This window comes from Actinokineospora xionganensis, assembly GCF_014323725.1.
GTDB lineage: Bacteria > Actinomycetota > Actinomycetes > Mycobacteriales > Pseudonocardiaceae > Actinokineospora > Actinokineospora xionganensis.
This window is the reverse complement of sequence record NZ_JABVED010000005.1, coordinates 119,409-144,421: the sequence shown is the minus strand read 5'-3', so window position 1 is coordinate 144,421 and position 25,013 is coordinate 119,409. Positions and strand designations below refer to the sequence as shown.

The 25,013-nt window shown below is 70.3% G+C and carries 20 protein-coding genes; all 20 read right to left on the bottom strand.

The features are described from left to right. Positions 1-63 precede the first annotated feature (63 nt). Complete coding sequence (gene ileS / locus GPZ80_RS11035; RefSeq protein WP_187220221.1) at positions 64-3,204, bottom strand: isoleucine--tRNA ligase; 3,141 nt, start codon at positions 3,202-3,204, stop codon at positions 64-66. Between the two features lie 250 nt (positions 3,205-3,454). After that, complete coding sequence (locus GPZ80_RS11030) at positions 3,455-3,964, bottom strand: GNAT family N-acetyltransferase (RefSeq protein WP_187220220.1); 510 nt, start codon at positions 3,962-3,964, stop codon at positions 3,455-3,457. A 24-nt stretch (positions 3,965-3,988) separates the two neighbouring features. Next, positions 3,989-5,221 (bottom strand): MFS transporter, encoded by a 1,233-nt coding sequence (locus tag GPZ80_RS11025; protein ID WP_187220219.1) that lies wholly within the window; start codon positions 5,219-5,221, stop codon positions 3,989-3,991. An 85-nt stretch (positions 5,222-5,306) separates the two neighbouring features. Further along, positions 5,307-5,903 (bottom strand): hypothetical protein, encoded by a 597-nt coding sequence (locus tag GPZ80_RS11020; RefSeq protein ID WP_187220218.1) that lies wholly within the window; start codon positions 5,901-5,903, stop codon positions 5,307-5,309. 66 nt (positions 5,904-5,969) lie between these two features. Further along, the gene (gene wag31, locus GPZ80_RS11015) at positions 5,970-6,800 is read right to left on the bottom strand and encodes a DivIVA-like cell division protein Wag31 (protein ID WP_091574649.1); all 831 of its coding nucleotides are present in this window, start codon (positions 6,798-6,800) and stop codon (positions 5,970-5,972) included. Between the two features lie 49 nt (positions 6,801-6,849). Next, a complete protein-coding gene (locus tag GPZ80_RS11010) occupies positions 6,850-7,125 on the bottom strand; it encodes a YggT family protein (protein WP_091374428.1) in 276 nt (91 codons plus the stop codon). A gap of 28 nt (positions 7,126-7,153) precedes the next feature. Continuing rightward, the gene (locus GPZ80_RS11005; protein WP_187220217.1) at positions 7,154-7,789 is read right to left on the bottom strand and encodes a cell division protein SepF; all 636 of its coding nucleotides are present in this window, start codon (positions 7,787-7,789) and stop codon (positions 7,154-7,156) included. Positions 7,790-7,835: 46 nt separating this feature from the next. Continuing rightward, a complete protein-coding gene (locus GPZ80_RS11000) occupies positions 7,836-8,546 on the bottom strand; it encodes a YggS family pyridoxal phosphate-dependent enzyme (protein ID WP_187220216.1) in 711 nt (236 codons plus the stop codon). Next, entirely contained in the window at positions 8,543-9,247 is a 705-nt protein-coding gene (gene pgeF / locus GPZ80_RS10995) for a peptidoglycan editing factor PgeF (protein WP_187220215.1), read from the bottom strand. Before pgeF ends, GPZ80_RS11000 begins: the two co-directional genes overlap by 4 nt. A gap of 78 nt (positions 9,248-9,325) precedes the next feature. Next, positions 9,326-10,654, bottom strand: coding sequence for a cell division protein FtsZ (ftsZ, locus tag GPZ80_RS10990; RefSeq protein ID WP_187220214.1), 1,329 nt, complete (start codon positions 10,652-10,654; stop codon positions 9,326-9,328). Positions 10,655-10,846: 192 nt separating this feature from the next. Next, the gene (locus tag GPZ80_RS10985) at positions 10,847-11,353 is read right to left on the bottom strand and encodes a DinB family protein (protein ID WP_187220213.1); all 507 of its coding nucleotides are present in this window, start codon (positions 11,351-11,353) and stop codon (positions 10,847-10,849) included. Positions 11,354-11,408: 55 nt separating this feature from the next. Further along, positions 11,409-12,134, bottom strand: coding sequence for a cell division protein FtsQ/DivIB (locus GPZ80_RS10980; protein WP_187220212.1), 726 nt, complete (start codon positions 12,132-12,134; stop codon positions 11,409-11,411). Next, positions 12,131-13,543, bottom strand: a complete 1,413-nt coding sequence (gene murC / locus GPZ80_RS10975; RefSeq protein ID WP_187220211.1) for a UDP-N-acetylmuramate--L-alanine ligase — start codon at positions 13,541-13,543, stop codon at positions 12,131-12,133. The genes GPZ80_RS10980 and murC overlap by 4 nt, the downstream gene beginning before the upstream one ends. Next, the gene (murG, locus tag GPZ80_RS10970; protein WP_187220210.1) at positions 13,540-14,658 is read right to left on the bottom strand and encodes an undecaprenyldiphospho-muramoylpentapeptide beta-N-acetylglucosaminyltransferase; all 1,119 of its coding nucleotides are present in this window, start codon (positions 14,656-14,658) and stop codon (positions 13,540-13,542) included. Before murG ends, murC begins: the two co-directional genes overlap by 4 nt. Beyond that, a complete protein-coding gene (ftsW, locus tag GPZ80_RS10965; protein WP_187220209.1) occupies positions 14,655-16,061 on the bottom strand; it encodes a putative lipid II flippase FtsW in 1,407 nt (468 codons plus the stop codon). Before ftsW ends, murG begins: the two co-directional genes overlap by 4 nt. Beyond that, on the bottom strand, positions 16,061-17,464 hold the full coding sequence (murD, locus tag GPZ80_RS10960) for a UDP-N-acetylmuramoyl-L-alanine--D-glutamate ligase (protein ID WP_187220208.1): 1,404 nt from the start codon (positions 17,462-17,464) through the stop codon (positions 16,061-16,063). The genes ftsW and murD overlap by 1 nt, the downstream gene beginning before the upstream one ends. Beyond that, positions 17,461-18,546 (bottom strand): phospho-N-acetylmuramoyl-pentapeptide-transferase, encoded by a 1,086-nt coding sequence (gene mraY, locus GPZ80_RS10955; protein WP_187220207.1) that lies wholly within the window; start codon positions 18,544-18,546, stop codon positions 17,461-17,463. The genes murD and mraY overlap by 4 nt, the downstream gene beginning before the upstream one ends. Next, entirely contained in the window at positions 18,543-20,000 is a 1,458-nt protein-coding gene (locus tag GPZ80_RS10950) for a UDP-N-acetylmuramoyl-tripeptide--D-alanyl-D-alanine ligase (protein WP_187220206.1), read from the bottom strand. Before GPZ80_RS10950 ends, mraY begins: the two co-directional genes overlap by 4 nt. A 112-nt stretch (positions 20,001-20,112) precedes the next feature. Beyond that, the gene (locus GPZ80_RS10945; protein WP_187220205.1) at positions 20,113-21,747 is read right to left on the bottom strand and encodes a UDP-N-acetylmuramoyl-L-alanyl-D-glutamate--2,6-diaminopimelate ligase; all 1,635 of its coding nucleotides are present in this window, start codon (positions 21,745-21,747) and stop codon (positions 20,113-20,115) included. A 163-nt stretch (positions 21,748-21,910) separates the two neighbouring features. Further along, on the bottom strand, positions 21,911-23,758 hold the full coding sequence (locus GPZ80_RS10940) for a peptidoglycan D,D-transpeptidase FtsI family protein (protein ID WP_187220407.1): 1,848 nt from the start codon (positions 23,756-23,758) through the stop codon (positions 21,911-21,913). Positions 23,759-25,013: the final 1,255 nt, after the last annotated feature.

Below are 25,013 nucleotides of genomic sequence, written 5' to 3'. Positions count from 1 at the left end.
CGACTCCCGGACCACCGAAAGTCGCCTCCCTGATACCCGCACGTGATGTGAATTACCGCCGAACTACCGCTTGCGCACGAGAACCCGCACCTCGACGCCGTCGCCGACGGTCCCGTCGAAACCGGCCTCCACCTGGCCGTACTCCACGGCCTCGGCCAGCGTGTCACCGGCGACGATGCCCTCGTGCGTGCGGACGGCCGCGACCACGTCGTCGGGCGCGTGCACCGTGAGGCTGATCCGGTCGGACACATCGAGGCCTGCCTCGCGCCGGGCCTGCTGCACGACTCGGATCAGGTCGCGGGCGATGCCCTCGGCGGTGAGCTCCGGGGTGACAGCCGTGTCGAGCACGACCAGACCCGAGCTGGCGGGCAGCTCGGCGGTCGCACCCGGGTCGGTGGCGACGAGCCGCCGCTCGTACTCGCCGTCGAGCAACTCGATGCCCGCCGCGACGACCGCACCGCTGTCGGCGGTGGTCCACTCCCCCGCCTTCACCGCCTTGATCACCTTCTGCACGTCGGCCCCGAGCCGGGGCCCGCACGCGCGGGCGTTGACCACGAGTTCGAAGTGGCCGTGCGCGGCGACATCGGTGGTCAGCTCGACCTCCTTGACGTTCACCTCATCGCGGATCAGCTCGACGAACGGTTCCAGCACGGCGGCGTCCTCCGCCGCGACCAGCAGCCGCGCCAGCGGCAGGCGCACGCGCAGCTTGTTCGCCTTGCGCAGCGCCAGCGCCGACGAGCACACCTGCCGGACCCGGTCCATGCCCGCGACCAGCTTGTCGTCTGCGGGCAGGTCGTCGGCCGACGGCCAGTCCGCCAGGTGCACCGAGCGCTCGCCGGTCAGACCGCGCCACACGGCCTCCGCGGTGAGTGGCAGCAGCGGCGAAGTCAGGCGGGACACCACTTCCAGCACGGTGTGCAGGGTGTCGATAGCGTCGGTGTCGCCCGACCAGAAGCGGTCACGCGAGCGGCGCACGTACCAGTTCGTCAGCACTTCAAGGTATTCACGCACCGAGGCACACGAGCCGGAGATGTCGTAGGCGTCCATCGACTCGGTAACCGACACCACGAGCTGCCGGGTCTTGGCCAGCACGTAGCGGTCGAGCACGTGCGTCGAGTCGACCCGCCAGGCGCCTTCCTTGCCTTCGGCGTTCGCATACAGGGCAAGGAAGTACCACGAGTTCCACAGCGGCAGCACGGCTTGGCGCACCGCGTCGCGGATGCCGCGCTCGGTCACCACGAGGTCGCCGCCGCGCAGGATCGGGCTGGCCATGAGGAACCAGCGCATCGCGTCGGAGCCGTCGCGGTCGAAGACCTCGTTGACGTCCGGGTAGTTCTTGCGCGACTTGGACATCTTCTGCCCGTCGTCGCCCAGCACGATGCCGTGCGCGACGCAGTTGGTGAACGCGGGGCGGTCGAACAGCGCCGTCGCGATCACGTGCATCGTGTAGAACCAGCCGCGCGTCTGGCCGTTGTACTCGACGATGAAGTCGCCCGGGTAGTGGTCCTCGAACCACTGGGCGTTCTCGAACGGGTAGTGCACCTGGGCGAAGGACATCGAGCCGGACTCGAACCAGCAGTCCAGCACCTCGGGCACCCGGCGCATGACGGACTTGCCCGTCGGGTCGTCCGGGTTGGGCCGGGTCAGGTCGTCGACGTGCGGGCGGTGCAGGTCGGTCGGACGCACGCCGAAGTCACGCTCAAGGTCGTCGAGCGAGCCGTAGACGTCCACGCGCGGGTACTCGGGGTCGTCGGAGACCCAGACCGGGATCGGCGAGCCCCAGAACCGGTTGCGGCTGATGTTCCAGTCGCGCGCGTTCTCCAGCCACTTGCCGAACTGGCCGTCCTTGATGTGCCCGGGCACCCAGTTGATCTGCTGGTTCAGCTCGACCATGCGGTCCTTGAACTTGCTGACCGCGATGAACCACGACGAGACCGCCCGCTGGATCAGCGCGTTGTCGCAGCGCCAGCAGTGCGGGTACGGGTGGTCGTAGGTCTCGTGCCGAAGCAGCAGACCGGCTTCCTTGAGGTCGCGGATGATCGGCTTGTTCGCCTCGAAGACCTGCAGGCCCTCGTAGGGCGCGACCTCGGCGGTGAACCGGCCGTGCGGGTCGACGGGGACGACGACCTCGATGCAGGCGGCGTCGGTGACGAGCTTGTCCTCCTCACCGAAGGCCGGGGCGATGTGCACGATGCCCGTGCCGTCCTCGGTGGTGACGTAGTCGGCGGCGAGGACCTGGTGGGCGTTCTCCCGGCCCGCGAAGAAGTCGAACGGCGGCGCGTACTTCGTGCCGAGAAGGTCGGAACCGGTGTAGCGCGCGAGTACCGCGGGCTCCTCACCGAGTTCGCGCGCGTACGCCGGGACGCGCGCCTCGGCCAGCAGGTAGCGCTTGTCCTCGGGTCCCTGCACGACGACGTAGTCGACCTCGGGATGCACGGCGGCGGCGAGGTTGGACGGCAGCGTCCACGGGGTGGTCGTCCACACGAGAGCCTCGACGCCGTCGAGGTCGGTGCCCGGCGCGAGCAGCCGCAACCCGACGGTGACCGCCGGGTCCTGGCGGTCCCGGTAGGTGTCGTCCATTTTCGTCTCGGTGTTCGACAGCGGCGTCTCGCAGCGCCAGCAGTACCACAGCACGCGGAAGCCCTCGTAGATCAACCCCTTGTCGTGCAAGGACTTGAAGGCCCACATGACGCTTTCCATGTAGTCCAGGTCGAGGGTCTTGTAGTCGTTGTCGAAGTCGACCCACCGCGCCTGGCGCGTCACGTAGTCGCGCCACTGGTCGGTGTAGCGCAGCACCGAGGATCGGCACGCCTCGTTGAACTTCTCGATGCCGAAGTCCTCGATCTCGCTCTTCGACGAGAACCCGAGCTGCTTCTCGGCCTCGACCTCGGCGGGCAGACCGTGGGTGTCCCAGCCGAAGCGGCGCTCCACGTGCTTGCCACGCATGGTCTGGTAGCGCGGGACGACGTCCTTGACGTAACCCGTCAGCAGGTGACCGTAGTGCGGCAGGCCGTTGGCGAAGGGCGGGCCGTCGTAGAAGACGAACTCGTTGCCGCCGTTGTCGCCCGCCGGGCGTGCGTCCACAGTGGCCTTGAACGTCTGGTCGGCGGACCAGTAGTCGAGCACGGCCCGTTCCAGCTCAGGGAAGCAGGGCTGCGCGGGGACAGCGGCGGTCTCGGTGTGATGCGCCCTGGGGTACGGCATCGGTGGTACTCCTCGTACGGATCGGTCGGACCCACACGGGGACGACTCGCGCCGGCCTCCATGCCGCCGCTCGCCGCGGTACCACCCCGCTTGCCGCCGACGCCGAAGCGCCGATGACCGCTCTAGGTCGGCTGTGACGGGCCGATCCCGTCCGGTTCTACTGAGGCTCGCGCCCGTTCTTCCGGAGGCTCCCCGGTGATGGCCGGATCAGTGCCTTGACATCCAGGGTAACGGGTCCGCGCAAGCCGGTTCACGCAGCCAGGTGTTTGACCATGATCGTGGTCGGTGCGAGGACACCGTCCGGGGTCAGCGCGAAGTCGTCCACCGTGCCCACCCGCTGCCATCCCCGCCGGGCGTAGAGGCCCTCGGCGAGGCTGCCGGTCTGGGTGTCGAGCACCAGGACCCGCCGGCCGAGCGCGCGTGCGGTGTCCTCCAGCGCGGCCATCAGCGCACTCGCGCAGCCCTTGCCCCGGGCGTCGCGGTGCACCAGCAGTTTGACCACCTCGGCGCGGTGCGGGCCGTTGTCCTGGGTGGCCAACGCCAGGCGCACGGTCCCGACGACCCGGTTGGTCTCGTCGCGGGCCACCCAGGTCAACGCGTCGGGGTCGCCGATCACGCTCCGCCACCAGGCGCGGGCCCGCTCCTGGGCGAGCACGCCCACGAACCCGACGCTCGCGCCGCTCGCCACGCAGTCCACCAGGACCTCGGCCAGCCCGTCGACGAGACCGTCATCGAACTCTTTCACCAACTCGACCCGCATGGGCACATTCGACCGGCGCGACCCTCAGGCCGTCGAGACTCCCGTGACGAACGCCTCCCGGCGAAAGTGCCGCCAGGCGAACGCCGTCAGGACGATCATCGCCGTCCCGGCCGCCCACATCGGCGCGGTGACGCCCCACTGTCGCGCGATCAGCCCGCCGATCAGCGAACCGATGGAAGCGCCGCCGATCACCAGCAGGAAGTACACACTGCCGACCCGACCTCGCAGCCGGTCAGGGACCACCCGCTGACGGACCGACATGGCGACGACGCCCCAGATCGAGGCATGGATTCCGAAGGCGAGCAGGGTGGCCCCGGCGACCCACGCGTCACTGGCCAGGGCCAAGCCGAAATGGGTCACGGTCTCGATGACCATGCCCGCCCGCAACAGGGCGCCATCTCCGAATCGCTTCTGCGCCCGAGCGGCGACAGCGGTCCCGATCAGGCCGCCGACCGCCATCACGGCCAGCAGCAACCCGAAGCCGATCTCGGGCAGGCCGAGGTGCTCCTTCGCGTAGAGCACGAGGATCGCCGAGGGTGCGAAGAACGCCACATTCATCAGACACAAGACCACCGCGAGCGCTCTCAGTAGCTCGTGCCGCCACAGCCAGCGCAGCCCTTCGCCGATCTCCTGGCGCAGCGGCCGCCGCTCGACGGCCTGGGCAGGCGGCGGGCGGTAGCGGAGGGTGGCCAGCACGGCGGCGCCGAGCAGGAACATCACGGCGTTGATTCCGAAGGGAAGCGCGGCGCCGATCACGAACACCGCCGCGCCCACCGGGGGCGCGACGAGCATGTTGCCGACAAAGTGCAGGGCGTAAAGCCTGGCGTTGGCCTTGGGCAGCAGGTCCGGCGCGACGACGGCGGGGACCATGGCGGCAGAGGCGTTGTCGGCCAGCGTCTCGCCGATGCCGAGAAGGAAGAACGCCGCGTAGACGATCACGATCGTGACGTGGCCGGTCCAGATCGTCACCGCGAGCCCGCCGATCACAGCGGCGCGGAAGATGTTGACCGAGATGATCAGCAGCCGACGGTCTATTCGGTCGACGAACGCCCCACTGATCAAGGAGAACAGCAGCCAGGGCAGGCGCTGGACAAAGGCCGCGCCGGAGACGACCACCGGGTCGGAGGTCAGGCCCGCGACCAGCAGCGGTCCCGCGGCCAACGCGATGCCGTCACCGAGGTTGGCCGTGGCCGTCGACGCCCAGAGCTTGCCGAAGTCCGCACCGAGACGCTTGGTCCCCTCACCGGACAGGACCATGCGAAACCGCGCCCCCTAGGTCAGCTGTAGCCAACTGTTCCAGGGGCAGGTCGCACGCCGCGACCGGTTTCGTCCTCGGCTGAAACTACCTCTCGCCGGAGGTCCTGGCTCCGCGGCCCGCGCGGTGCTTCGCCGCCAGGGTCGCGTCCGGACCGCAGCGCGCGCACGGGGTGAACCCGAGCTGGCGCGCTTCCGCGACCGGGAGTCCGATCGATGACCGTCCACCCAGCCAGGCGCACTTGGCCAGGTGGTAGCGCGGACGCTCGTCCAACACCCGGACGTCGGCCGTGAGCCCAGAGATCACCAACAGGTCGGCGGCGTCCGTCTGCTCCTCGCCGGGCTCGTTCTCGGAGGACGCCTCGGGGACGACAGCGACCGCCTCGACAGGCTCGACAGGCTCGACCGACTCGACAGGCTCGACCGACTCGACGACAGGCTCCTGCACGGGCTCGTCGACAGCTTCGTCGACGTACTTCGGCTCGGGCTCGTCCTGGGACTGCGCGACCGACTCGGGCTCGGCAGCCCGGCGGCGGCGGTTGCCCAGCCAGTCGTAGACCAACAGGCCCGCGGCGGCGATGCTGATGCCGACCGAGAGCCACGCCCAGAGGGTGTTGGCCGTTGTCAGAGCCGTGACCAGCAACCCGAGGGCGGCCAGCACCAAGATCAAGACGATGTACAGCACCGTGTGCCCTACTGCCTTGATCGAGACGCCTCATCGCTGAGGCGTCCCGATCAGTGGCTCGCTAGGTCAGCCCGCTTCCGCACGCGGGCCGAAGGAGTAGCCGCTCTGCTGACCCGCGCCGCGTCCGCCTTCGGTCGTCGGGGCCGCGGAACCGCGGTCACCGAGTTCACGCAGGCTGGACTCGAGGAAGGTCTTCAGACGTGTGCGGTACTCGCGCTCGAAGGTGCGCAGCTCGTCGATCTTCTTCTCCAACGTGGTGCGTTCCTGCTGCACCGCGCCGATGATCTCGGTGTGCTGCCGCTGGGCATCTCGCTCCAGCGTGGTCGCCTTCTCCCTGGCCTGACGCTCCAGGGTCTCGGCCCGGGTCCGGGCGTCGTTCAGCATGGTCTCCGCGCGCGTACGCGCCTCGGTGACCATGGTGTCGGACTTCGCACGCGCATCGGACAGCAGCTGCTCGGACTTGGTCCGAGCCTCCGACAGCATCCCGTCGGCTTCGGCTTTCGCCTCGCCGGTGAGCCGGTCGGCCATCTCCTGTGCGAGGCCCAGAACCTTGGCGGCCTGCACGTGGTGATCACCGCCGCCCCCGGGACTGGTCTGCTCCAGCGCACTGGGCGGCGGAACCGGAGTGAGCCGACGCGGCTCCTCGGCCTGACGCGGCGCCACGCTGGGCACGCCACCTCCGGACCGAGCGTCGTCGAGGTCGGCGCGAGCCGACTCCAACTGCGCGTCGAGCTGCTCGACCTGCGCGCGCAGGTCGTTGTTCTCCTCGATCAGGCGGGAGAGCTCCACCTCGACCAAGTCGAGGAAGGCGTCCACCTCGTCCTCGTTGTAGCCCCGCTTGCCGATGGGAGGCTTGCTGAACGCGACGTTGTGCACGTCAGCGGGGGTCAACGACATCTGATCACCTCACGCACTCCAGGGCTGCCATCAACCCAAGTCTCCCCGATCACCCGGGATACGCCAGTTGCATCAGAATGAATACAACCAGCAGCAGCACCATAATCGATAGGTCCAGGCCTACACCCCCGATTCGGACTGTCGGTATCAACCGACGGACCAAACGCACCGGGGGATCGGTCACTGTGTAGATGGTCTCCAGCGCTACCGCAACCCCACCGGCTGGTCGCCACTCGCGCGCGAACGTGCGCACGAGTTCCACGACCACCCTGGCGGTGAGCAGCAGCCAGAAGGCGAACAACACCCAATAGACGGCAAGAAGCACTGGTTCCACAGCTCAACTGTGCCATCACTCAGCTTCGGGTGGCGAACCCACCCTCCGCCAACCGCCGCTTGTCCTCCGCGGTCGGGTCGGCATTGGGTGGTGAGATCAAGAACACCTTGTTCGTGACCTTGTCGATGGAGCCGCGCAGCGCGAACGCGAGCCCGGCCGCGAAGTCGACGAGACGCTTGGCGTCCGCGTCGTCCATCTCGGTCAGATTCATGATCACGGGGCGGCCGTCACGGTAGTGCTCACCGATGGTGCGCGCCTCGTTGTAGCTGCTCGGGTGCAGTGTCACGACGCGGCCCATCGGGTACCCACCTGCCTGTACAGCGGGCTCCACCTGCCGCAGCCGGGGAGCCGGGTCGCGACGGGCGTCCATGGCGAGTGCGCCATGGGTCTGGGGCTCGGAGGTCGATCCGGCCCACGCGGGCCGCTGACGGCCTCGGTCGACCGGCTCGAAGTCGTCGTCGACGTCGTCGCGGTAGCCCGCGCGAGCGCCGCCGAACCACCGTCGGCGTCCCCCGGCGTACTCGTCGAAGTCGTCGTCGAGGTACTCCGGACGGCGGCCGTAGGGGCGACGGTCGTACTCGTCACCCTCGTAGTCCTCGAGCTCTTCGGCAGGCACCATTCCGAAGTAAGCCTTCAGCTTCTGCAGCGTACTCATGGCGTTCCTCCGCGACTCCCCTTGCGTGGTCCCACATGGCGCACCGTCAAGGGGAGGCTAGCCCGCGTCCCCCTAGCAGAGCAGTTCCGACACGCACGCACGTCGACCCATGGTCCACCGCTTCTTCAAGATCGTTACTCATGCCGCACGACAGCTCACGCGCCGTTGGGTACAGCGCCTGTAGCTGGTGTGCCACACCCGCTAGACGTTCGAACGCCCTCGAAGGTTCCATGCCGAGGGGCGCCACAGCCATGATCCCCTTCAGCGCTAATTCACTCGATCGAATTACGTGATCCGCGAGGTAATCAAGATCACCCAGGGGGCAGCCGCCACGCGCGGGGTCGCCGTCGATGCTCGCCTGCAGGAGGACGTCGAGCGGCTCGGGACGATCTTGGGCGGCCTTGGCCAACGCGTCGGCCAGCCGGGTCGAGTCGACCGACTGCACCTCGTCGGCCCAGCGGACCACCGAGCGCACCTTGTTGCGCTGCAGCCGCCCGACCATGTGCCAGCGCGGCTTCGCGGCGGGCCGGAGCTCCTTGAGCTCGTCGAACTTCACGCCTGCCTCTTGATCACGGTTTTCCGCCAGATCAAGCACCCCGAGGTCGGCCAAGATCGCCGCGTCGGTGGCCGGGAAAGTCTTCGTGACGGCGAGAAGTCGCACGTCAGAAGGGTTTCGGCCGGCGTTGCGGCAGGCGGCGTCGATCCGCTCGCGGACGTCGGCGAGATTCGCCGCGATCTCCGCGGCGCGGTCCGTCATGGCTCGAGCCAAGTGATCGCGGCCAATCGCCCAGTGGTCCCTTCCCTGCGGTGACTGAACAGCGAACGCTCTTCATTCGTGCACCGCGGGTCGATCCCGATCTTGCCGACACCCGCGTCGGCGAGCTGCCGCCAGAGTCCCGCGCGCAGATCGAGCCCGGGCGTGCCCTTGCGGGTGCGGCACGCGCTTCCCGGCAGGTGCTTCTCGACGTCGTTCTGCATCGCCTGCGGCACCTCGTAGCACTCGCCGCACACCGACGGCCCGAGAAGGCCCTCGATCCGGGACAGGTCGGCGCCCGCCTCGCGCATCGCGGCGAGCGCCGCCGGGACCACACCGATCCGCGCGCCAACGCGCCCCGCGTGCACCGCGGCCACGACACCGGCCTGCGGGTCGCCGAGCAGGAGCGGGACACAGTCCGCGACGAGCGCGATCACCGCGAGACCCGGCTCGGCGGCCACCAGGGCGTCGGTCGCCTCGACCGGCTCGGCCCGCGGTCCGTCCACGATGGCGGCGGTGCGCCCGTGGACCTGCTCCATCCAGACGAGCCGGTCCGGCGCCAGCCCGAGCTCGCGGGCGAGCCGCGCCCGGTTGGCCGCCACGGCCTCCGGCGCGTCCCCGACGTGGTCGCCGAGGTTGAACGAGTCGTACGGCGCGGCGGAAGCCCCGCCCTCGCGTGTGGTGACCACCCGACGAATCCGCACCAGATCTCCTCAATCGACCGATAACGAACACGAACCCCGGCGGGGGAACGCCGGGGTTCGTATGGTGCAGGAGCGGTGCTACCTGCGCATGAACGGGGGTACGTCGACCTCGTCGTCCGGGTCGTCGCCGACCGGGACGGCGCGGCCGGGCAGGGTGCCCTGGGTGCCGCGGACGTTGGGCAGCGGCTGTCCGCCGCCGACGGGCGGCGGGGCCTGGGTGGCCTGCTGCGAGTAGCCCATGCCGTTGCCCGTGGGCGCGGGCGTCTGCGTCTGGTAGCCGTTGCCCTGCTGCGGCGCCTGCTGCTGGTAGCCAGTGTGCTGCTGCTGGGGGGCTGGCTGCTGCTGAGTGGCAGGCGCCGGCCGGTCGGTCGACACCTGACCCGCCTTGGCGGTCGCCGTGGCGCCCGTCGTGGTGCTGCGGGTGCCGAGCGCCGTCGGATCGAGTTTCTTGTGGGTCGGCGCACCCGCGTCAAAACCCGCGGCGATCACCGTGACCCGGACCTCGTCGCCGAGGGAGTCGTCGATGACCGTACCGAAGATGATGTTGGCCTCGGGGTGCGCGGACTCCTGCACCAGCGACGCCGACTCGTTGATCTCGAACAGGCCCAGGTCGGACCCGCCCGCGATGGCGAGCAGAACGCCGTGGGCACCGTCCATCGACGCCTCCAGCAGCGGCGAGTTGATCGCCTTCTGCGCGGCCTGCACCGCACGGCCCTCGCCGCGGGCGGAGCCGATGCCCATCAGCGCGCTGCCCGCGCCGGACATGACGCTCTTCACGTCGGCGAAGTCGAGGTTGATCAGACCCGGCGTGGTGATCAGGTCAGTGATGCCCTGGACACCGGAGAGCAGCACCTCGTCGGCGGAGCGGAAGGCGTCCATCAGGCTCACGCCGACGTCGCCGAGCTGCAGCAGCCGGTCGTTGGGGATCACGATGAGCGTGTCGCACTCGTTGCGCAGCTCGGTGATTCCGTCCTCGGCCTGCTTCGCGCGGCGCTTGCCCTCGAAGGAGAACGGCCGGGTGACCACACCGATGGTCAGCGCGCCGAGCTTGCGGGCGATCGAGGCCACGACGGGCGCGCCGCCGGTGCCGGTGCCGCCGCCCTCACCCGCGGTGACGAAGACCATGTCGGCCCCCTTGAGGACCTCCTCGATCTCCTCGCGGTGGTCTTCGGCGGCCTTGGTGCCGACCTCGGGGTTGGCGCCCGCGCCAAGGCCTCTGGTCAGTTCGCGGCCAATGTCGAGCTTGACGTCGGCGTCGGACATGAGCAGGGCCTGCGCGTCGGTGTTGACGGCGATGAACTCGACGCCCTTGAGGCCGACCTCGATCATGCGGTTGACGGCGTTCACGCCGCCGCCACCGATGCCGACGACCTTTATCACGGCGAGGTAGTTGTGCGGGGGCGTCATCAAAGGCCGCCTTCCTGAATCGTGTCGAGCATGATCGTGTCCGGACGGGAAACCCTCGACCTCAACCAGAGACTGAGAGTTATGTCAACCCCGGACCACGCAAGGAAGGTAGGCACTGGCCGGCCGCCGATCCAGCCGCCACGCCGTAATGCGTGGCGGATGTTCGTCACGGGACGTAAGGAATGCCGTTTATCACTCGCCCGTGGCGCCGTCGAGCTGTTCGCGGATGAGGTCGAGGTGCCCGACATGGCGGGCGGTCTCCTCGATCATGTGCAGGATCACCCAGCGCACATTGACTTGTCTGTCGCCGCGGAAGTCCACGATGTCGTCGAGTGCGAGTTTCGCGACGGTCGCACGGCTCGACGCGCACTGCGCACGGTAGTCGTCGATCACTTGCGCGAGGCTCAGGTCGGCGGCGACCTCGAACTCGCCGTCCGGGTGCTCCTTGCTGTACGGCGCGCGGTCCGGCTGTCCGTCGAGCACCACGTCGAACCAGTAGGCCTCGACCCAGCGCAGGTGCGAGAGCAGACCCGCGACCGTCATCAGCTCCGAGGGCAGGAGGCTGCGGTGGGCGTCCTCTTCGGACAAACCCGCGGCCTTGGTGACGACGGTGGCGCGGTGGTAGTCCAGGAACGCGTTGAGCTGTGTCGACTCGTCCGCCACATACGGCGGGTCGATCCGGGTCTCGGTCGTGGTCATGTCGGCGAGTCTGCCCGACACCACCGACAGCCCGCACCAGGTTTTCGCCGTGCGGTCAGGAGATCGTGGGGAAGTCCGGGGTGCCCACGTCATAGACCTTGCCCGGCTGGGTCAGCAGCGGGCCCAGCACCGCGGCTTTGCGATCGGAGTGCTCGGCACTGCCCCACTTCACGAGCCTGCCGTCCGCCAGGGTGATCTTCACGTTGCCCACCGTCTCCGCCGACACCGAGGCGACCTGCGGGCGCAGCGGGTCCGGCACGGCGGCCAGCACCGTCACCGCGGCCTTGATCGTCGGCGGGTCGGCCGCGGCGAGCTGCGGCAGACCCGGCGGGGCCACCGGCACGACGCCGAAGTCCACGCCGTCGACATCGACCAGGTGCACGCCGTCGGGCTTGGTGATCACCGCGAACGGCGTCCGCTCCACCAGCGTGATCCGCACCGTGACCGGGTAGGACCGGCGCACGTCCACGGAACGCACTCGGGGCAGGGCCGCGACCCGCGCGGCGATCTCGTCGGTGTCGAGCCGCACGAGGGGGCTGCCCGCCTCCACCGCCGCGGCCTTGCGCACGTCGTCGTGGGTGAGGACCGTCGTGCCGAAGACCTCGACGCCGCGCACACCGAACACCGAGGTGAACAGGACGACGTAGACGAGGGCGATCACGCCGAGGAAGGACCCGAGCACCGTCGCGCGGCGGACGAGGTAGCGACGCCGGGTCAGCCTGCGCGGCCGGTCGGCGGCCCGAGGTGGCCTGCGCCGCTGCCTCGTCTGCGCGGAGGTCATTCGGTCGCCGCTCGCCGGTCGAGCTCGGCGATCAGCTCCGGACCGAGCGACGTCACGTCGCCCGCGCCCATGGTCATCACCAGGTCGCCGGGCTCGACCAGGTCGGCCACGAGGGTGGTCACCTTGTCGAAGGCGGGCTCGTAGTGCACCTCGGCGCCGGTAATCGCGTCGGCGATCAGCGCGCCGCTCACGCCCGGCTGGGGCTCCTCACGGGCGCCGAACACGTCGAGCACGACGACCACGTCGGCGAGGCCGAGGGCTTGGGCGAACTCGGCGGCGAACGCCTCGGTCCGCGAGTACAGGTGCGGCTGGAAGATCACCACGATCCGTCCGCCGTCGGCGGCGGGCCGGACCGCGCGCAGCTGCGCGTCGACCTCGGTCGGATGGTGGGCGTAGTCGTCGTAGACCCGCACGCCGCCGGAACGGCCCTTGAACTCGAAGCGCCTGCGCACCCCGCCGAACGCGGCGATGCCCTCGCCGAGCCCTTCGAGCGGGGCGCCCAGCTCCAGGCCCGCCAGCAGCGCGGCGAGGGCGTTGAGCGCCATGTGCTCGCCCGGGACCGCGACGCCGAGCTCGAACTCCTGGCCGTCGAGGGACACCCGGGCCACGCTGCCGCCGTCGACCGGGCGGTAATCAAGCAGGGTGGCGTCGGACTTCGCCGTGGCCGCGCGCCCGTAGCGGCGCACGCGGATGCCCTTGGCCTCGGCGCGCCCGGCCAGGGCGACCGCGCCCGGGTCGTCGGCGCAGGTGATCAGCACGCCGTCGGCGGTGAGCTGGTCGAGGAAGGAGTCGAACACCGCGACGTAGGCCTCGACGGTGCCGTGGTGGTCGAGGTGGTCGGCCTCCACATTGGTCACCACCGCGACGGTCGGTCGGAACACCAGGAACGAGCCGTCGCTCTCATCGGCCTCGGCCACGAAGATCCCGCCGCTGCCGTGGTGGGCGTTGGCGCCGGAGTCGTTGAGGTCGCCGCCGATCGCGAACGACGGGTCGAGCCTGCAGTGCTGCAGCGCGACGGTGAGCATCGAGGTGGTCGACGTCTTGCCGTGCGTGCCGGCGATACAGGCCACCAGGTGACCCGTCATCAGCTCCGCCAGCGCCTGCGACCGGTGCACGACGACGATCCCGCGCTTGCGGGCCTCGACGAGCTCCGGGTTGTCCTCCTTGATCGCCGTCGACACGACGACCGCGGTCGGCGACTCGGGCAGCTGGTCGAGGTTCTCGGCGCGCTGCCCGATCGCGATCTTCGCGCCCTGGGCGCGCAGGGTCAGGAAGGTGCGGGCCTCCTTGGCGTCCGAGCCGGACACCTCGCGCCCGCGGGCGAGCAGGATTCGGGCGATGCCACTCATGCCGGCGCCACCGATGCCGATCAGGTGGGCGCGGGTCAGGAGTTTGTCTGTCGTCGTCATTGTGACCTCTTGTCGATGGCGTCGAGCACCATGCGGGCCAGGACGTCCGCGGCCTCGCGGTGTCCGCTGCCCTGCGCGGCGGCGCTCATCGCGGCGAGCCGGGCGCGGTCGGCGAGCATCGGGACGACCAGCTCGGTGACCGCTTCGGTGGTGAGTTCGGAGTCCGGCACCATGATCGCGCCGCCTGCCTTGACCACCGGTTCGGCGTTGAGCGCCTGTTCGCCGTTGCCGATCGGCAGCGGCACGTACACCGCGGGCAGACCGACGGCCGACACCTCGGCGACGGTCATCGCGCCGCAGCGGCACAGCGCCGCGTCGGCGGCCGCGTAGGCCAGGTCCATCCGCTCCAGGTACGGCACGGAGACGTACCTGGGCGCACCGGGGACCTCCTGCACCACGAGCGAGTTCTTCGGCCCGTGGGCGTGCAGCACCCCGATGCCCGCGTCGGCGAACGCGCGAGCGGCCCCGGACACGGCGTTGTTGATCGAACGCGCGCCCTGGGAGCCGCCGAAGACCAGCAGCGTGGGGGCGTGCGGGTCCAGGCCGAAGAACTCGCGGGCCTGAGCGCGCAGCGCGGCGCGGTCGAGGTTGATGATCGACTCGCGCAGCGGGATGCCGACGACCTCCGCGTTGGGCAGGCCGGAGTCCGGCACCGCCACCGCGACCCGGTCGGCGAACCGCGCGCCGACCTTGTTGGCCAGCCCGACCCGGGCGTTCGAGTCGTGCACGATGATCGGGATGCGGCCGCGGGCGGCGAGGTAGGCGGGCAGGGCCACGTAGCCGCCGAACCCGACGACGACATCGGCGCCGATCCGGTCGAGGACCTCGCGGGTCTGCTTGATCGCGGCGCGCACCTTGAGCGGCAACTTGAGCAGGTCGACGTTGGGCTTGCGCGGCATCGGCACCGGCGGGATGAACTCCAGCGGGTAGCCGCGCGCGGGAATGATCGTCTTCTCCAGTCCGCGCTCGGTGCCCAGCGCGACCACGCGGGCGTCCGGGCGCAGCCGCATCACCGCGTCGGCCAGGGCCAGCGCGGGCTCGATGTGTCCGGCCGTGCCGCCTCCCGCGATCACTACGCACGGGCCTTTACGGGCGGCCTGACTACCACCGGTCAACGACGTCCTCCTTTAGCGATTCGCGGATTCCCGCGACTTGCCTTCTGCCGCGCCCGCTCGGGCGTGCCCCGCCTGCGTTGCTCAGCGCCGCGCGGCGGTGCCGTCGGCCGCACGGGCTTGCGCTTCTTCGGCGGCTGGTACGGGTCCGGTGCGGGCAGGTGCAGCAGCTTGCCGAATCGGCCCGGCCCTTGCGAGCGTAGTGCCGACACGGCCTCGGGCTCATGGCGCGCGCAGTTGCCCAGGATGCCGAACACCAGCATGGTCACCACGACCGAGGTGCCGCCGGAGGAGATGAGCGGCAGCGTGATGCCGGTGACCGGCAGCAACCCGACGACGTAGCCGATGTTGATCGCGGCCTGGGCGACGAGCCAGACGGTCAGCGTCGCGGCGACCATCCGGATCCACGGGTCGATGTTGCGGGTCGCGATACGCATGCCGACGACCGCGACCATCGCGAAGAGGGCCAGGACCAGGCCGCAACCCAGCAGACCGAGTTCGTCGCCGATGAGCGCGAAGATGAAGTCGTTGTGGACGTTCGGCAGGAAGTTCCACTTCGACGAGCCCTGGCCGAGCCCGCGGCCGAAGAACCCGCCGTCGGCGAGCGCGAGCTGCGCCTGGACGGCCTGGTAGTTCTTGCCGCCGAGGTCGTCGTCGGGGCTGAGGAAGCTGACCACCCGGTCGAGCCGGTACTGGGTGCCCACCGCGAGCAGGGCGACGCCCGCGAGGCCGCCGAGGGCCAGCGCGCCGAACAGCCGCAGCGGCGCACCCGCGAACCAGAGCAGCGCGATCAGCACGACGCCGAGGGTGATCGTGCCGCCGAGGTCGGGCTGCAGCATGACCAGGGCGAACAGCAGCAGGGCCACCGGCAGCACCGGGACCAGCAGGTGGCGGTACCGGTGCAGGACCGCGCGCTTGACGACCAGGACATGGGCGCCCCACAGGGCGAGGGCGAGCTTGCAGACCTCGATCGGCTGAAACGAGACGGGGCCGACGACGAACCAGCTGCGGGTGCCGTTGACCTTCGCCCCGAGCGGGGTCAGAACGGCCACCAGGATGATGACGCCGAACATCATGCCGATCGGACTCAGCGCGCGGATCGTGGGCAGCGGCATCCGCAGGCCCACCCAGAACAGGACCGAGCCGACGAGGACGTACAACAACTGCTTCTTGAAGACGGTGTAGAGGCCCGAGCCCTGGGTGTTGAACGAGACCACGACCGACGCCGAGAGAACCATGACCAGACCCAGCGCGGTGAGCAGCGCGAACACCGCGAGGACGAGGTGGAACGAGGCCAGCGGCCTGCCCAGCCACGCGGTCAGCGCGGTGCGCAGCGCGCCCAACCTGCCCGCGACCTGGACCGCGCGCCGAGGCCGGATCGTCTTCTCGATCTCGGTGACGGCCATCAGCTCGACCCGGTGTCGCCGTCGTCTTCCTCGACAAGCCGGTGGACGGCTTCGGCGAACGCGTCACCGCGGTGCGCGTAGCTGCGGTACATGTCGAGGGAGGCGGCCGCGGGTGCAAGCAGGACGACGTCACCCGATCGGGCCATGGCGCGTGCCGCGCGAACCGCTGCGATCATGGGTTCATCGTCTCCCGGAGCCACCCGCTCGACACGGACATCTGGCGCGTGTCGCGCGAGCGACGCGGAGATCACCTCGGCGTCGACGCCCAGCAGAACCACTCCGCGTAGTCTGCCCGCCACCTCTTTGACCAGGTCGTCCACCGAGGCGCCCTTGAGCTGTCCCCCCGCGATCCACACCACCGAGGTGAAGGAGCGCAGCGAACCCGACGCGGCGTGCGGGTTGGTCGCCTTCGAGTCGTTGACATACGCGATCCCGGCCGACTCGGCGACCGGGACGGCCCGGTGCGCCCCCGGGACGAACGCGCGCAGACCGTCCCGCACCGCGTCGGTGGAGACGCCATACGCGCGCGCGAGAGCGGCGGCGGCCAGGGCGTTGGCGACGTTGTGCGGGCCCGCCGGCCGGACGTCGGCCAACGTGGCGAGTTCGACGGCGTTGTTCGCCGGGTCGTCGACGAAGGCGCGATCGACCAGCAGGTCCTCGACGACCCCGAGCTCGCCGATCCGCGGCGTGTCGAGGCGGAGGCCGACGTGGGTGCCGTCGTGCTCGGCGGCGAGCCGGGTCGACCAGTCGTCCTCGGTGTTGCGGATGACGAACTTCGCTCCCGCGTAGACGGCGCCCTTCGCGTGGGCGTAGTCCTCCAGCGAGCCGTGCCAGTCGAGGTGGTCCTCGGCGAGGTTGAGCACCACACCCGCGTGCACCCGCAGCGAGGACTGCCAGTGCAGCTGGAAGCTCGACAGCTCGACGGCGAGCACCTCGTGCCCGGCGAGCACCGCGTCGATCACCGGCAGGCCGACGTTGCCGCAGGCGACCGCGTTGGCACCGTGGGCGCGCAGGATCGATTCGAGCATGCCGACGGTCGTGGTCTTGCCGTTGGTGCCGGTGACAGCGAGCCACACGGGCGGCTCGGGCAGCCGCTGGGAGATCCGCCAGGCCAGCTCGACCTCGCCGATGACCTCGATGCCCGCGGCCGCCGCCGCGACGAGCAGCGGGCTGCTCGGCCGCCAGCCGGGGCTGGTGACGACCAGGTCGGTCCCCGCGGGCGGTTCGGTCAGGCCCGCGGCCAACTCGGCACCGGTGTCGGCCAGCTCCGCCAACCGGCCCGCGTCGGCGTCGGCGACCGTGACGGTCGCGCCCATCCCCCGCAGCGCGACCGCGACCGAGCGGCCGGTGACCCCGGCGCCCGCGACCAGCACCGACCGTCCAGTGAGGGCGGGCGAGCTCACACGCCGCCGCCGAGAGCGAGCCAGTCGGCGTAGAACAGGCCGAGGCCGAACATCGCGCACACGCCCGCCAGCAGCCAGAACCGAATGATGACAGTGGTTTCCGCCCACCCGGCGAGTTCGAAGTGGTGATGGAACGGCGCCATTCGGAACAGCCTTCGCCGGGTCGTGCGGAAGACCGCGATCTGCAGCACCACCGACACCATCTCGACCACGAACAGGCCGCCGATGACGATCATCAGCAGCTCCGTGCGGGTGGTCATCGACAGACCGGCGACAAGACCGCCGAGTGCCAGCGAGCCGGTGTCACCCATGAAGATCTTCGCGGGGGCGGCGTTCCACCACAGGAAGCCGATGCACGCGCCCATGGCCGCCGCCGCCACGACGGCGAGGTCGAGCGGGTCGCGCACGTCGAAGCAGGCCGCTTCGCGCACGCGCGAGCAGTCGTGGCTGAACTGCCAGAACGAGATGACGACGTAGGTGCCGAGCACCATCGCGGACGCGCCGCCCGCGAGACCGTCGAGGCCGTCGGTGAAGTTCACCGCGTTCGACCACGCCGAGACGGCGAGGTAGCAGAAGACGATGAAGCCGATGCCGCCGAAGGACACGATGGCGATGTCGCGGACGAACGAGAGGTGGTCCGAGGCAGGCGTCAGGTCGCGCTCGTCGGGGAACCGCAGCGCGAGGATGGCGAACACGATCGCCACCACGAGCTGGCCGACCATCTTCGCGGTCTTGTTGAGCCCGAGGTTGCGCTGCTTGCGGATCTTGATGAAGTCGTCGAGGAAGCCGACGATGCCCAGGCCGGTGCCCAGCAGCAGCACCAGCAGCCCGGACGCGGTCGGGGTGTCGCGGCCACCGGTCATCGCGCTGAAGATGTGGGACGTGCCGTAGCCCGCCCACATCGCGACGATGATCGCGACGCCACCCATGGTCGGCGTGCCGCGCTTGGCCTTGTGGCCCTGTGGGCCCTCTTCACGGATCTCCTGGCCGAAACCCTGCCGGGAGAACACGCGGATCAGGTACGGGGTGAGCAGGATCGAGACGACCATCGCGATCGCGGCCGCGATGAGAATGCTCTTCACTGGGCATCCTCCGCCAGCAGCGCGTCGGCGACGCGCCACAGCGCGGCCGCCTTGGAGGCCTTCACGAGCACCACGTCACGTGGTGCCAGTTCGGCGCGCAGCAGCGCCACCGCGGCATCGACGTCCGGCACGAGCACCGACTCCTCTCCCCACGAACCTTCCAGGTGCGCCCCTTGGTGCATCGCGCGGGCTCCGTCGCCCACCACCACCAGGCGGTTGATGTCCAATCGCACGGCGAGTCTGCCGATCTCGTCGTGCGCGCTCACAGCCGAGTCGCCCAACTCGCCCATCACGCCGAGCACGGCCCAGGACCGCCGCCGCTCACCCGTGCGAGCCATCGTCGCCAGGGTCTTGAGGGCGGCGCGCACCGACTCGGGGTTGGCGTTGTAGGAGTCGTTGACCACCGTGACACCGTCCGCGCGGGTGGTCACCTCCATCCGGCGCGCCGAGACCCGCCGGGCCCCGGAGAGCCGCTCGGCGATGTCGTCCGGTGTGGCGCCGAGTTCCAGCGCGACCGCGGCCGCGGCGAGCGCGTTGCCGACGTGGTGGGCGCCGTGCAGGCCGAGCTTGACCTTGGCCTCGCCGACGGGCGTGACCAGCGTGAAGCTCGCCCTGGCGGATTCGTCGATCTCGATGCCGACCGCGCGCACCTGCGCGTGCGGCGCCTCGCCGACCATGACGACCCGGGCGGCGGTGCGCTCGGCCATCGCGGCGACCAGTGGGTCGTCGGCGTTGAGCACGGCGACGCCGTCGGCGGGCAGCTTCTCGACCAGTTCGCCCTTGGTCCTGGCGATGTCTTCGCGCGAACCGAACTCGCCGAGGTGCGCGCTGCCGACGTTGATCACCACACCGATACGCGGGGGCGCGACGTCGCAGAGCGCGGCGATGTGGCCGGGGCCGCGGGCGGAGAGCTCCAGCACGAGGTGCCTGGTGTTCTCGTCGGCGCGCAGCACGGTCCAGGGGTGACCGAGTTCGTTGTTGAAGGAGCCGGGGGGCGCCACGGTCGGGCCCATCGGCTCGAGCAGCTGCGCGATCAGGTCCTTGGTGGACGTCTTGCCCGACGAGCCGGTCACGCCGACGACGGTGACGCCGTCGAGCCGGTCGACCACGGCCCGGGCGAGCGCGCCGAGCCCCGCGAGGACGGCGGCGCCGGACCCGTCGGTGTCGGCGACGAGGGCGACGGACCGGGTGTGCGCGTCGGTCGCCGCGGGCACGATCACCGCGGGCGCGTCGACGGGCCGCGCGGCGAGGACGCCCGCCGCACCCGCCTCGACCGCCGCGGCGGCGAAGTCGTGGCCGTCGACCCGCTCCCCCGGCATCGCGATGAACAGTCCGCCCGGCGCGACCGCGCGCGAGTCGAACTCGACCGAGCCGGTCACCATTTCGGACCCGTCGGCGTTGTGCAGCTCACCACCGATCGCGTCGGCGATTTCCCGCAACGTCAACCGGATCACGCCACCACCTCCGCGAGTCGCACACTCAGAACACCGAGTCGCACATTCACAACATCGAGTCGGACGTTCAGGACACCGAGTTCGTTGTTCGCGCGGCCCGATTTGTTCCCGATCATGTCCGCACCCCGCGCGAGCGGATGGCCGCGGCCAGTTCGTCGCGGTCGGAGAACGGGTGCACCACGCCGGCGATCTCCTGCCCGGTCTCGTGACCCTTGCCCGCGACCACCACGACGTCGCCGGAGCCCGCACGGGCCACCGCGGCCGCGATGGCCTGCCGCCGATCACCGATGTCGACGACCTCGCCGCGCTCGACCTCGGGCACCGACTCGGCACCCGCGAGCATCGCCGCGCGGATCGCGGCCGGGTCCTCGCTGCGGGGATTGTCGTCGGTGACGACCAGCAGATCGCTGCGCCGGGCCGCCTCGGCGCCCATGATCGGGCGTTTCGCGGTGTCGCGGTCGCCGCCGCAGCCGAGCACGACGATCACCTTGCCGTCGGACCGGGCCTTGATCGCGTCCAGCGCCAGGGCCACAGCCTCAGGCTTGTGCGAGTAGTCGACCACGGCGGTGAAGTCCTGGCCCAGGTCGACCCGCTCCATCCGGCCGGGAACCTGCACTGTGGACAGTCCACTGACGATCGCGTCGATCCCGACGTCCGCCGAGCTCAGGCAGGCGGCCGCGACGAGCGCGTTCGCGATGTTGAACGTCCCGGGCATCGGCAGCGTGGCGGGGACCTTCGCGCCGTCCGGGGTGTGAATGACGAAGGACTGCTCACCCGACAGCGAGGTCCGCGCGTCGCTCGCGGTCCAGTCGGCCTCGCCGGTCGTGGAGACCGTCACGGTCTCGGGGGTCACCAGCCTGCGGCCCCATTCGCCGTCGACGCAGACGACCTCACGCGCCGAGCGGCCGTCGAACAGGAGGGCCTTGGTCTGGAAGTAGTCCTCCATGTCGGGATGAAAGTCCAGGTGGTCCTGGGAGAGATTGGTGAACGCGCCGACGGCGAACTTCGTGCCCGCCGCGCGGCCCAGGGCGAGGGCGTGGCTGGAGACCTCCATCGGCACGTGCGTCACGCCGCGCTCGACCATCACCGCGAGCAGGGCCTGCAGGTCCGGGGCCTCCGGGGTGGTGAACGCGCTGGCCAGTCGCTCACCCGCGATCCGGGTCTCGACGGTGCCGATCAGGCCGGTGGTGTGGCCCGCGGCCGCGAGGCCGGACTCGATCATGTAGCTGGTGGTCGTCTTGCCGGACGTCCCGGTGACCCCGATGATCGCCAGCTTGGCGGACGGATTCCCGTAGATCATCGAGGCCATGGGGCCCAGCGCGGCTCTTGGGTCGTCGTGCACGAGCACGGGAAGGCCCGAGTCGCGCACGGCGGGCCGGGCGGCTCCGGCTTCGTCGGTGAGCACGGCGGCGGCGCCCGCGGCGATGGCGTCCGCGGCGAAGTCGGCGCCATGCACGCGCGCACCCGGCAGGGCGGCGAACAGGTCGCCGTGTCGCACGTGCTGGGCGCGCAGCGTCGCTCCGGTGACCGTGGTTCCCGGAGAGCTGGTGATCAACCGCGCGGCTGACGCCTCGGACAACGAGGACAGCGCGACGGGATCGGTGTGGGAGGGGCGAGGCGGGGCCGTGACAGCCTTGCCTTCGAGCTTGGCGGGCACGCCGCGAAGGCTACCTGCGCACTCTCGGCGACCGTGTGGCCCCTCGGGCACGGCGTTTCGCGCTGATGCGGTAGGCCCCAGCACGACCATTCGGCGACACGTTCGAGTGGCGCCCATCAGTGCAGCTCACATGCCGCGCCCGACGTGTATGATCGAACACATGTTCGAACGTCTGTCGCACACGCTCCGGGCCACGGTCCGTGGCGTGGCGGCGGGTCCGACCGCGACTGTCCTCAGCGGACTGTTCGGGCGGTCACTTGATGAGCGGCACGATCGGCGTCGGCTCCTTCGACATGGGGATGTTGTAGCGCTGGGTAAGGAACGAGGCCACATCGTGGAAGAACGGCGCGGCACTGTGCCCCTCGGGCGTCGAGTAGACCGGGGTGTCGTAAACCATGCCGACCACGAAGCGCGGGTTGTCCGCGGGCAGGATCCCGGCGAACGTGATCCAGTACTTCGAGTCGCTGTAGCGGCCCGCCGCCTTGTCGAACTGCTGCGCCGTACCGGTCTTTCCCGAGATCTGGTAACCGGTGACGGCCGCGAGGGGCGCGGTGCCGCTGTTGCCGTTCGGCGCTTTCTGCGTCACGGCACGGAACATGTCGCGAGTCGTCTTCGCCGTTTCCGGGGAGACGACGCGGATCCCTTCCGGGCGCGGCTCTTCCACCCGCGTGCCATCCGGCCGCACGGTCGCCCGCACGATCCGCGGCGGAACGCGGACCCCGTCGTTGGCCAGGGTCTGGTACATCCCGGCCATCTGCAGCACGGTCATCGACAGACCCTGGCCGATGGGCAGGTTGCCGAAAGTGCTGCCGGACCACTGCTTCTGCGGCAGCAGCGAGCCGGGGCTCTCACCGGGCAGGCCGATGCCGGTCCTGGTGCCGAGGCCGAGCTTGCCCAGCAGTTCGGCGAACCTGGTCTCGTTGATCTCCTTGGCCAGCAGCAGAGTGCCCACGTTGGACGACTTGGCGAAGATGCCGGTCGTGGTCATGTTGAGCCTGCCGTGGTCCCACGCGTCCCTGATCACCCGGTCGGCGACCTTGATCGAATCGGGCACCGAGTGCACGGCGTCCGGCGTGGTGATGCCGTATTCGATCGCGCCCATGGCGGTGACGACCTTGTTCACCGAGCCCGGCTCGAAGGGCGTGGTCACCGACGGGTCGGACATCAACTTCGGGTCCACGCCACCAGGTGCGGACGGATCGAAGGCCTTGTCGTTGGCCAGCGCGTAGACCTCGCCGGTCTTCGCGTCCATCACCACCGCGCTGACCCGCTTGGACCCGCTGCGCTGCCCGTATTCGGCCGTCTTCTGCTGCAGAAAGAACTGCAGGTCGGCGTCGATCGTCAACTCCATGTCGGAGCCGTCGACCGCGCCCTGCAGATCGCGACCACGGCCGGGGATGACGGCGTCGGTGCGTTCGCCGGTCTCGACGATCTGCTTGCCCGGCTTACCGGCCAGCAGGTTGTCCCGGAAAAGCTCCAACCCGCTGAGCCCGTGCAGGCTGTGGTTCGCAGGCACCGGGTCCTCCATGCGCCAGTTGGCCCGTCCCACGACGTTCGACGCGAGGCTGCCTGCCGGGTACTCCCGCTGGGCGCGGTATTCGAGGGTGAGGTGGGCGAATTCTTTCTGGAGCTCACGGGCCTTGGCGGGTTCGACCTTGTCGACCAGGTAGACGTACTTCTTGTCCGAGCGCAGCTTCGCCAGCACCTCGGCCTCCACCACCTGGTCCCCCAACACCTCCCGCATCCGCTTGGCCAGCGCCGCGGTCTCCTTGTCGAAGTCCAGTTGCACGTCCGCGTGCGTCTTGTTCCACTTGTCGATCTCGGCGCGCCGGGCGACAGGCCGGTAGGCCAACGCGCGAGCCTCGACGGAGAACGCCAACTCCACGCCGTTGCGGTCGACGATCGACCCGCGGTGCGCGGGGATCGGGATGGTCATCGCCCGCTGCTGCTCGGCACGGGCGGCGAGCGCCTCGCCTTCGAAGATCTGGACCTGCACCAACTTCAACCCGGCGACCACCAGCGACGCGATCAGCAGGAACCGGATCACCACCACCCGCACGCGGTGATCGGTGCCCTGCGCGCGTTTGCGGACCTGCCGCATCCGCCCGGGCGCGGGCGACGGCCGCACGGCCGGACCACGACCCGCCGCGGCCCACGGCCGAGCACCGCCCGATCCACCGGTGCCACTCCCCCGCCGCAGCGCACCAGCGGCCCGCTGGGCGACACCACCCCGTGGGTCGCCGGCAGCGGGCCTGCCCTGCCCGGCAACACTTTCCCGACGTCCGGCACCGGCAGCCCCCGCCTGTCCCCGACGCGCGGCACCCTTGCCGACCGGCGCTCCCCCACGCCCATCGGCACGCGGCCAGTCGCCACCGCCGGAGCCCACACCACGGCTGCCCGAGCGCGATCCACCCGCACCGGCAGCCTCGTCCCCGTAGCGGCGACCACGTTGACCCACCGGACTGTCCGCGTACCGGGAACCCTTGCCCACCGGGCCGTCGCCGTAGCGCGGGCGACCCTTGCCCACCGGGCCATCCCCGTGCCGGGAGCCTCTTATGCCCGCGGGGTCCCCGCCATAGCGGGAGCCACCCTTTGCCGCGGGATCGTCTCCGTAGTCGGAACCACCCTTGCCCACAGGGCCACCGCCGTATCGCGAGCCCTTGCCCACCGGGTTGCCTCCGCGACCGGCGAAGCCCGAGTCGTCCCGTCCGTCCGCGCCGCCGCGGGAGCTGTCACCAGTCGCGCCGCGGCGACGGCCGGATCCCGTCGGCACCCCGTGCCCCCGTGCCGCGCCACCGGGCTGCCCGCCGCCGCTCCCACCGCGAGACCCCGCCGAACGCCGCTGATCGCTATCCCACGGCCCGGCACCGAAACCCCGTCCGAAGTCCGCCGGATCGGCGCCATACCCCGGAGAACGGCCACGACCGTCGTCCGGCCCGTCGTACCGGCCCGACATCAGTCGCCACCTCCCTGTGTGGCGCCTACCGCTCGATCCACGACTCCCCCTCGCGAGAACCCACTCACCGAACAACCAAACCCGTCACTGCTTGTCCCGACACCGACTCCCGCACCGACCCCCTCGGCACGACCACCCCACGCGGTCCCGAAACCCCTACTCAAGATCATTTCACCAACCACCGGCCGACGACATCGCTCCCCGGAACGACGCTCGGTGCCAACTCCCACATCCGACGAAAATCCAACTACGCCACCGAAAGGCCGTAGCACGCCCGAACTGGCCGCCATTCCCGCCGAGAATCCACACGTCACCCACGGGCGCGAAATCGGGATCACACCCAGGCCACGCCCCACCGGCATGCCCTGCGAGACAGACACCAAGGCGCCCACGCCACGCG

Coding starts and splice junctions, on each gene's coding strand:
- ileS (WP_187220221.1), bottom strand. CDS start 3,204: ATGCCGTACCCCAGGGCGCATCACACCGAGACCGCCGCTGTCCCCGCG.
- GPZ80_RS11030 (WP_187220220.1), bottom strand. CDS start 3,964: ATGCGGGTCGAGTTGGTGAAAGAGTTCGATGACGGTCTCGTCGACGGG.
- GPZ80_RS11025 (WP_187220219.1), bottom strand. CDS start 5,221: ATGGTCCTGTCCGGTGAGGGGACCAAGCGTCTCGGTGCGGACTTCGGC.
- wag31 (WP_091574649.1), bottom strand. CDS start 6,800: ATGTCGTTGACCCCCGCTGACGTGCACAACGTCGCGTTCAGCAAGCCT.
- GPZ80_RS11005 (WP_187220217.1), bottom strand. CDS start 7,789: ATGAGTACGCTGCAGAAGCTGAAGGCTTACTTCGGAATGGTGCCTGCC.
- GPZ80_RS11000 (WP_187220216.1), bottom strand. CDS start 8,546: ATGACGGACCGCGCCGCGGAGATCGCGGCGAATCTCGCCGACGTCCGC.
- ftsZ (WP_187220214.1), bottom strand. CDS start 10,654: ATGACGCCCCCGCACAACTACCTCGCCGTGATAAAGGTCGTCGGCATC.
- GPZ80_RS10985 (WP_187220213.1), bottom strand. CDS start 11,353: ATGACCACGACCGAGACCCGGATCGACCCGCCGTATGTGGCGGACGAG.
- GPZ80_RS10980 (WP_187220212.1), bottom strand. CDS start 12,134: ATGACCTCCGCGCAGACGAGGCAGCGGCGCAGGCCACCTCGGGCCGCC.
- murC (WP_187220211.1), bottom strand. CDS start 13,543: ATGACGACGACAGACAAACTCCTGACCCGCGCCCACCTGATCGGCATC.
- ftsW (WP_187220209.1), bottom strand. CDS start 16,061: ATGGCCGTCACCGAGATCGAGAAGACGATCCGGCCTCGGCGCGCGGTC.
- GPZ80_RS10945 (WP_187220205.1), bottom strand. CDS start 21,747: ATGGTCGTGCTGGGGCCTACCGCATCAGCGCGAAACGCCGTGCCCGAG.
- GPZ80_RS10940 (WP_187220407.1), bottom strand. CDS start 23,758: ATGCGGCAGGTCCGCAAACGCGCGCAGGGCACCGATCACCGCGTGCGG.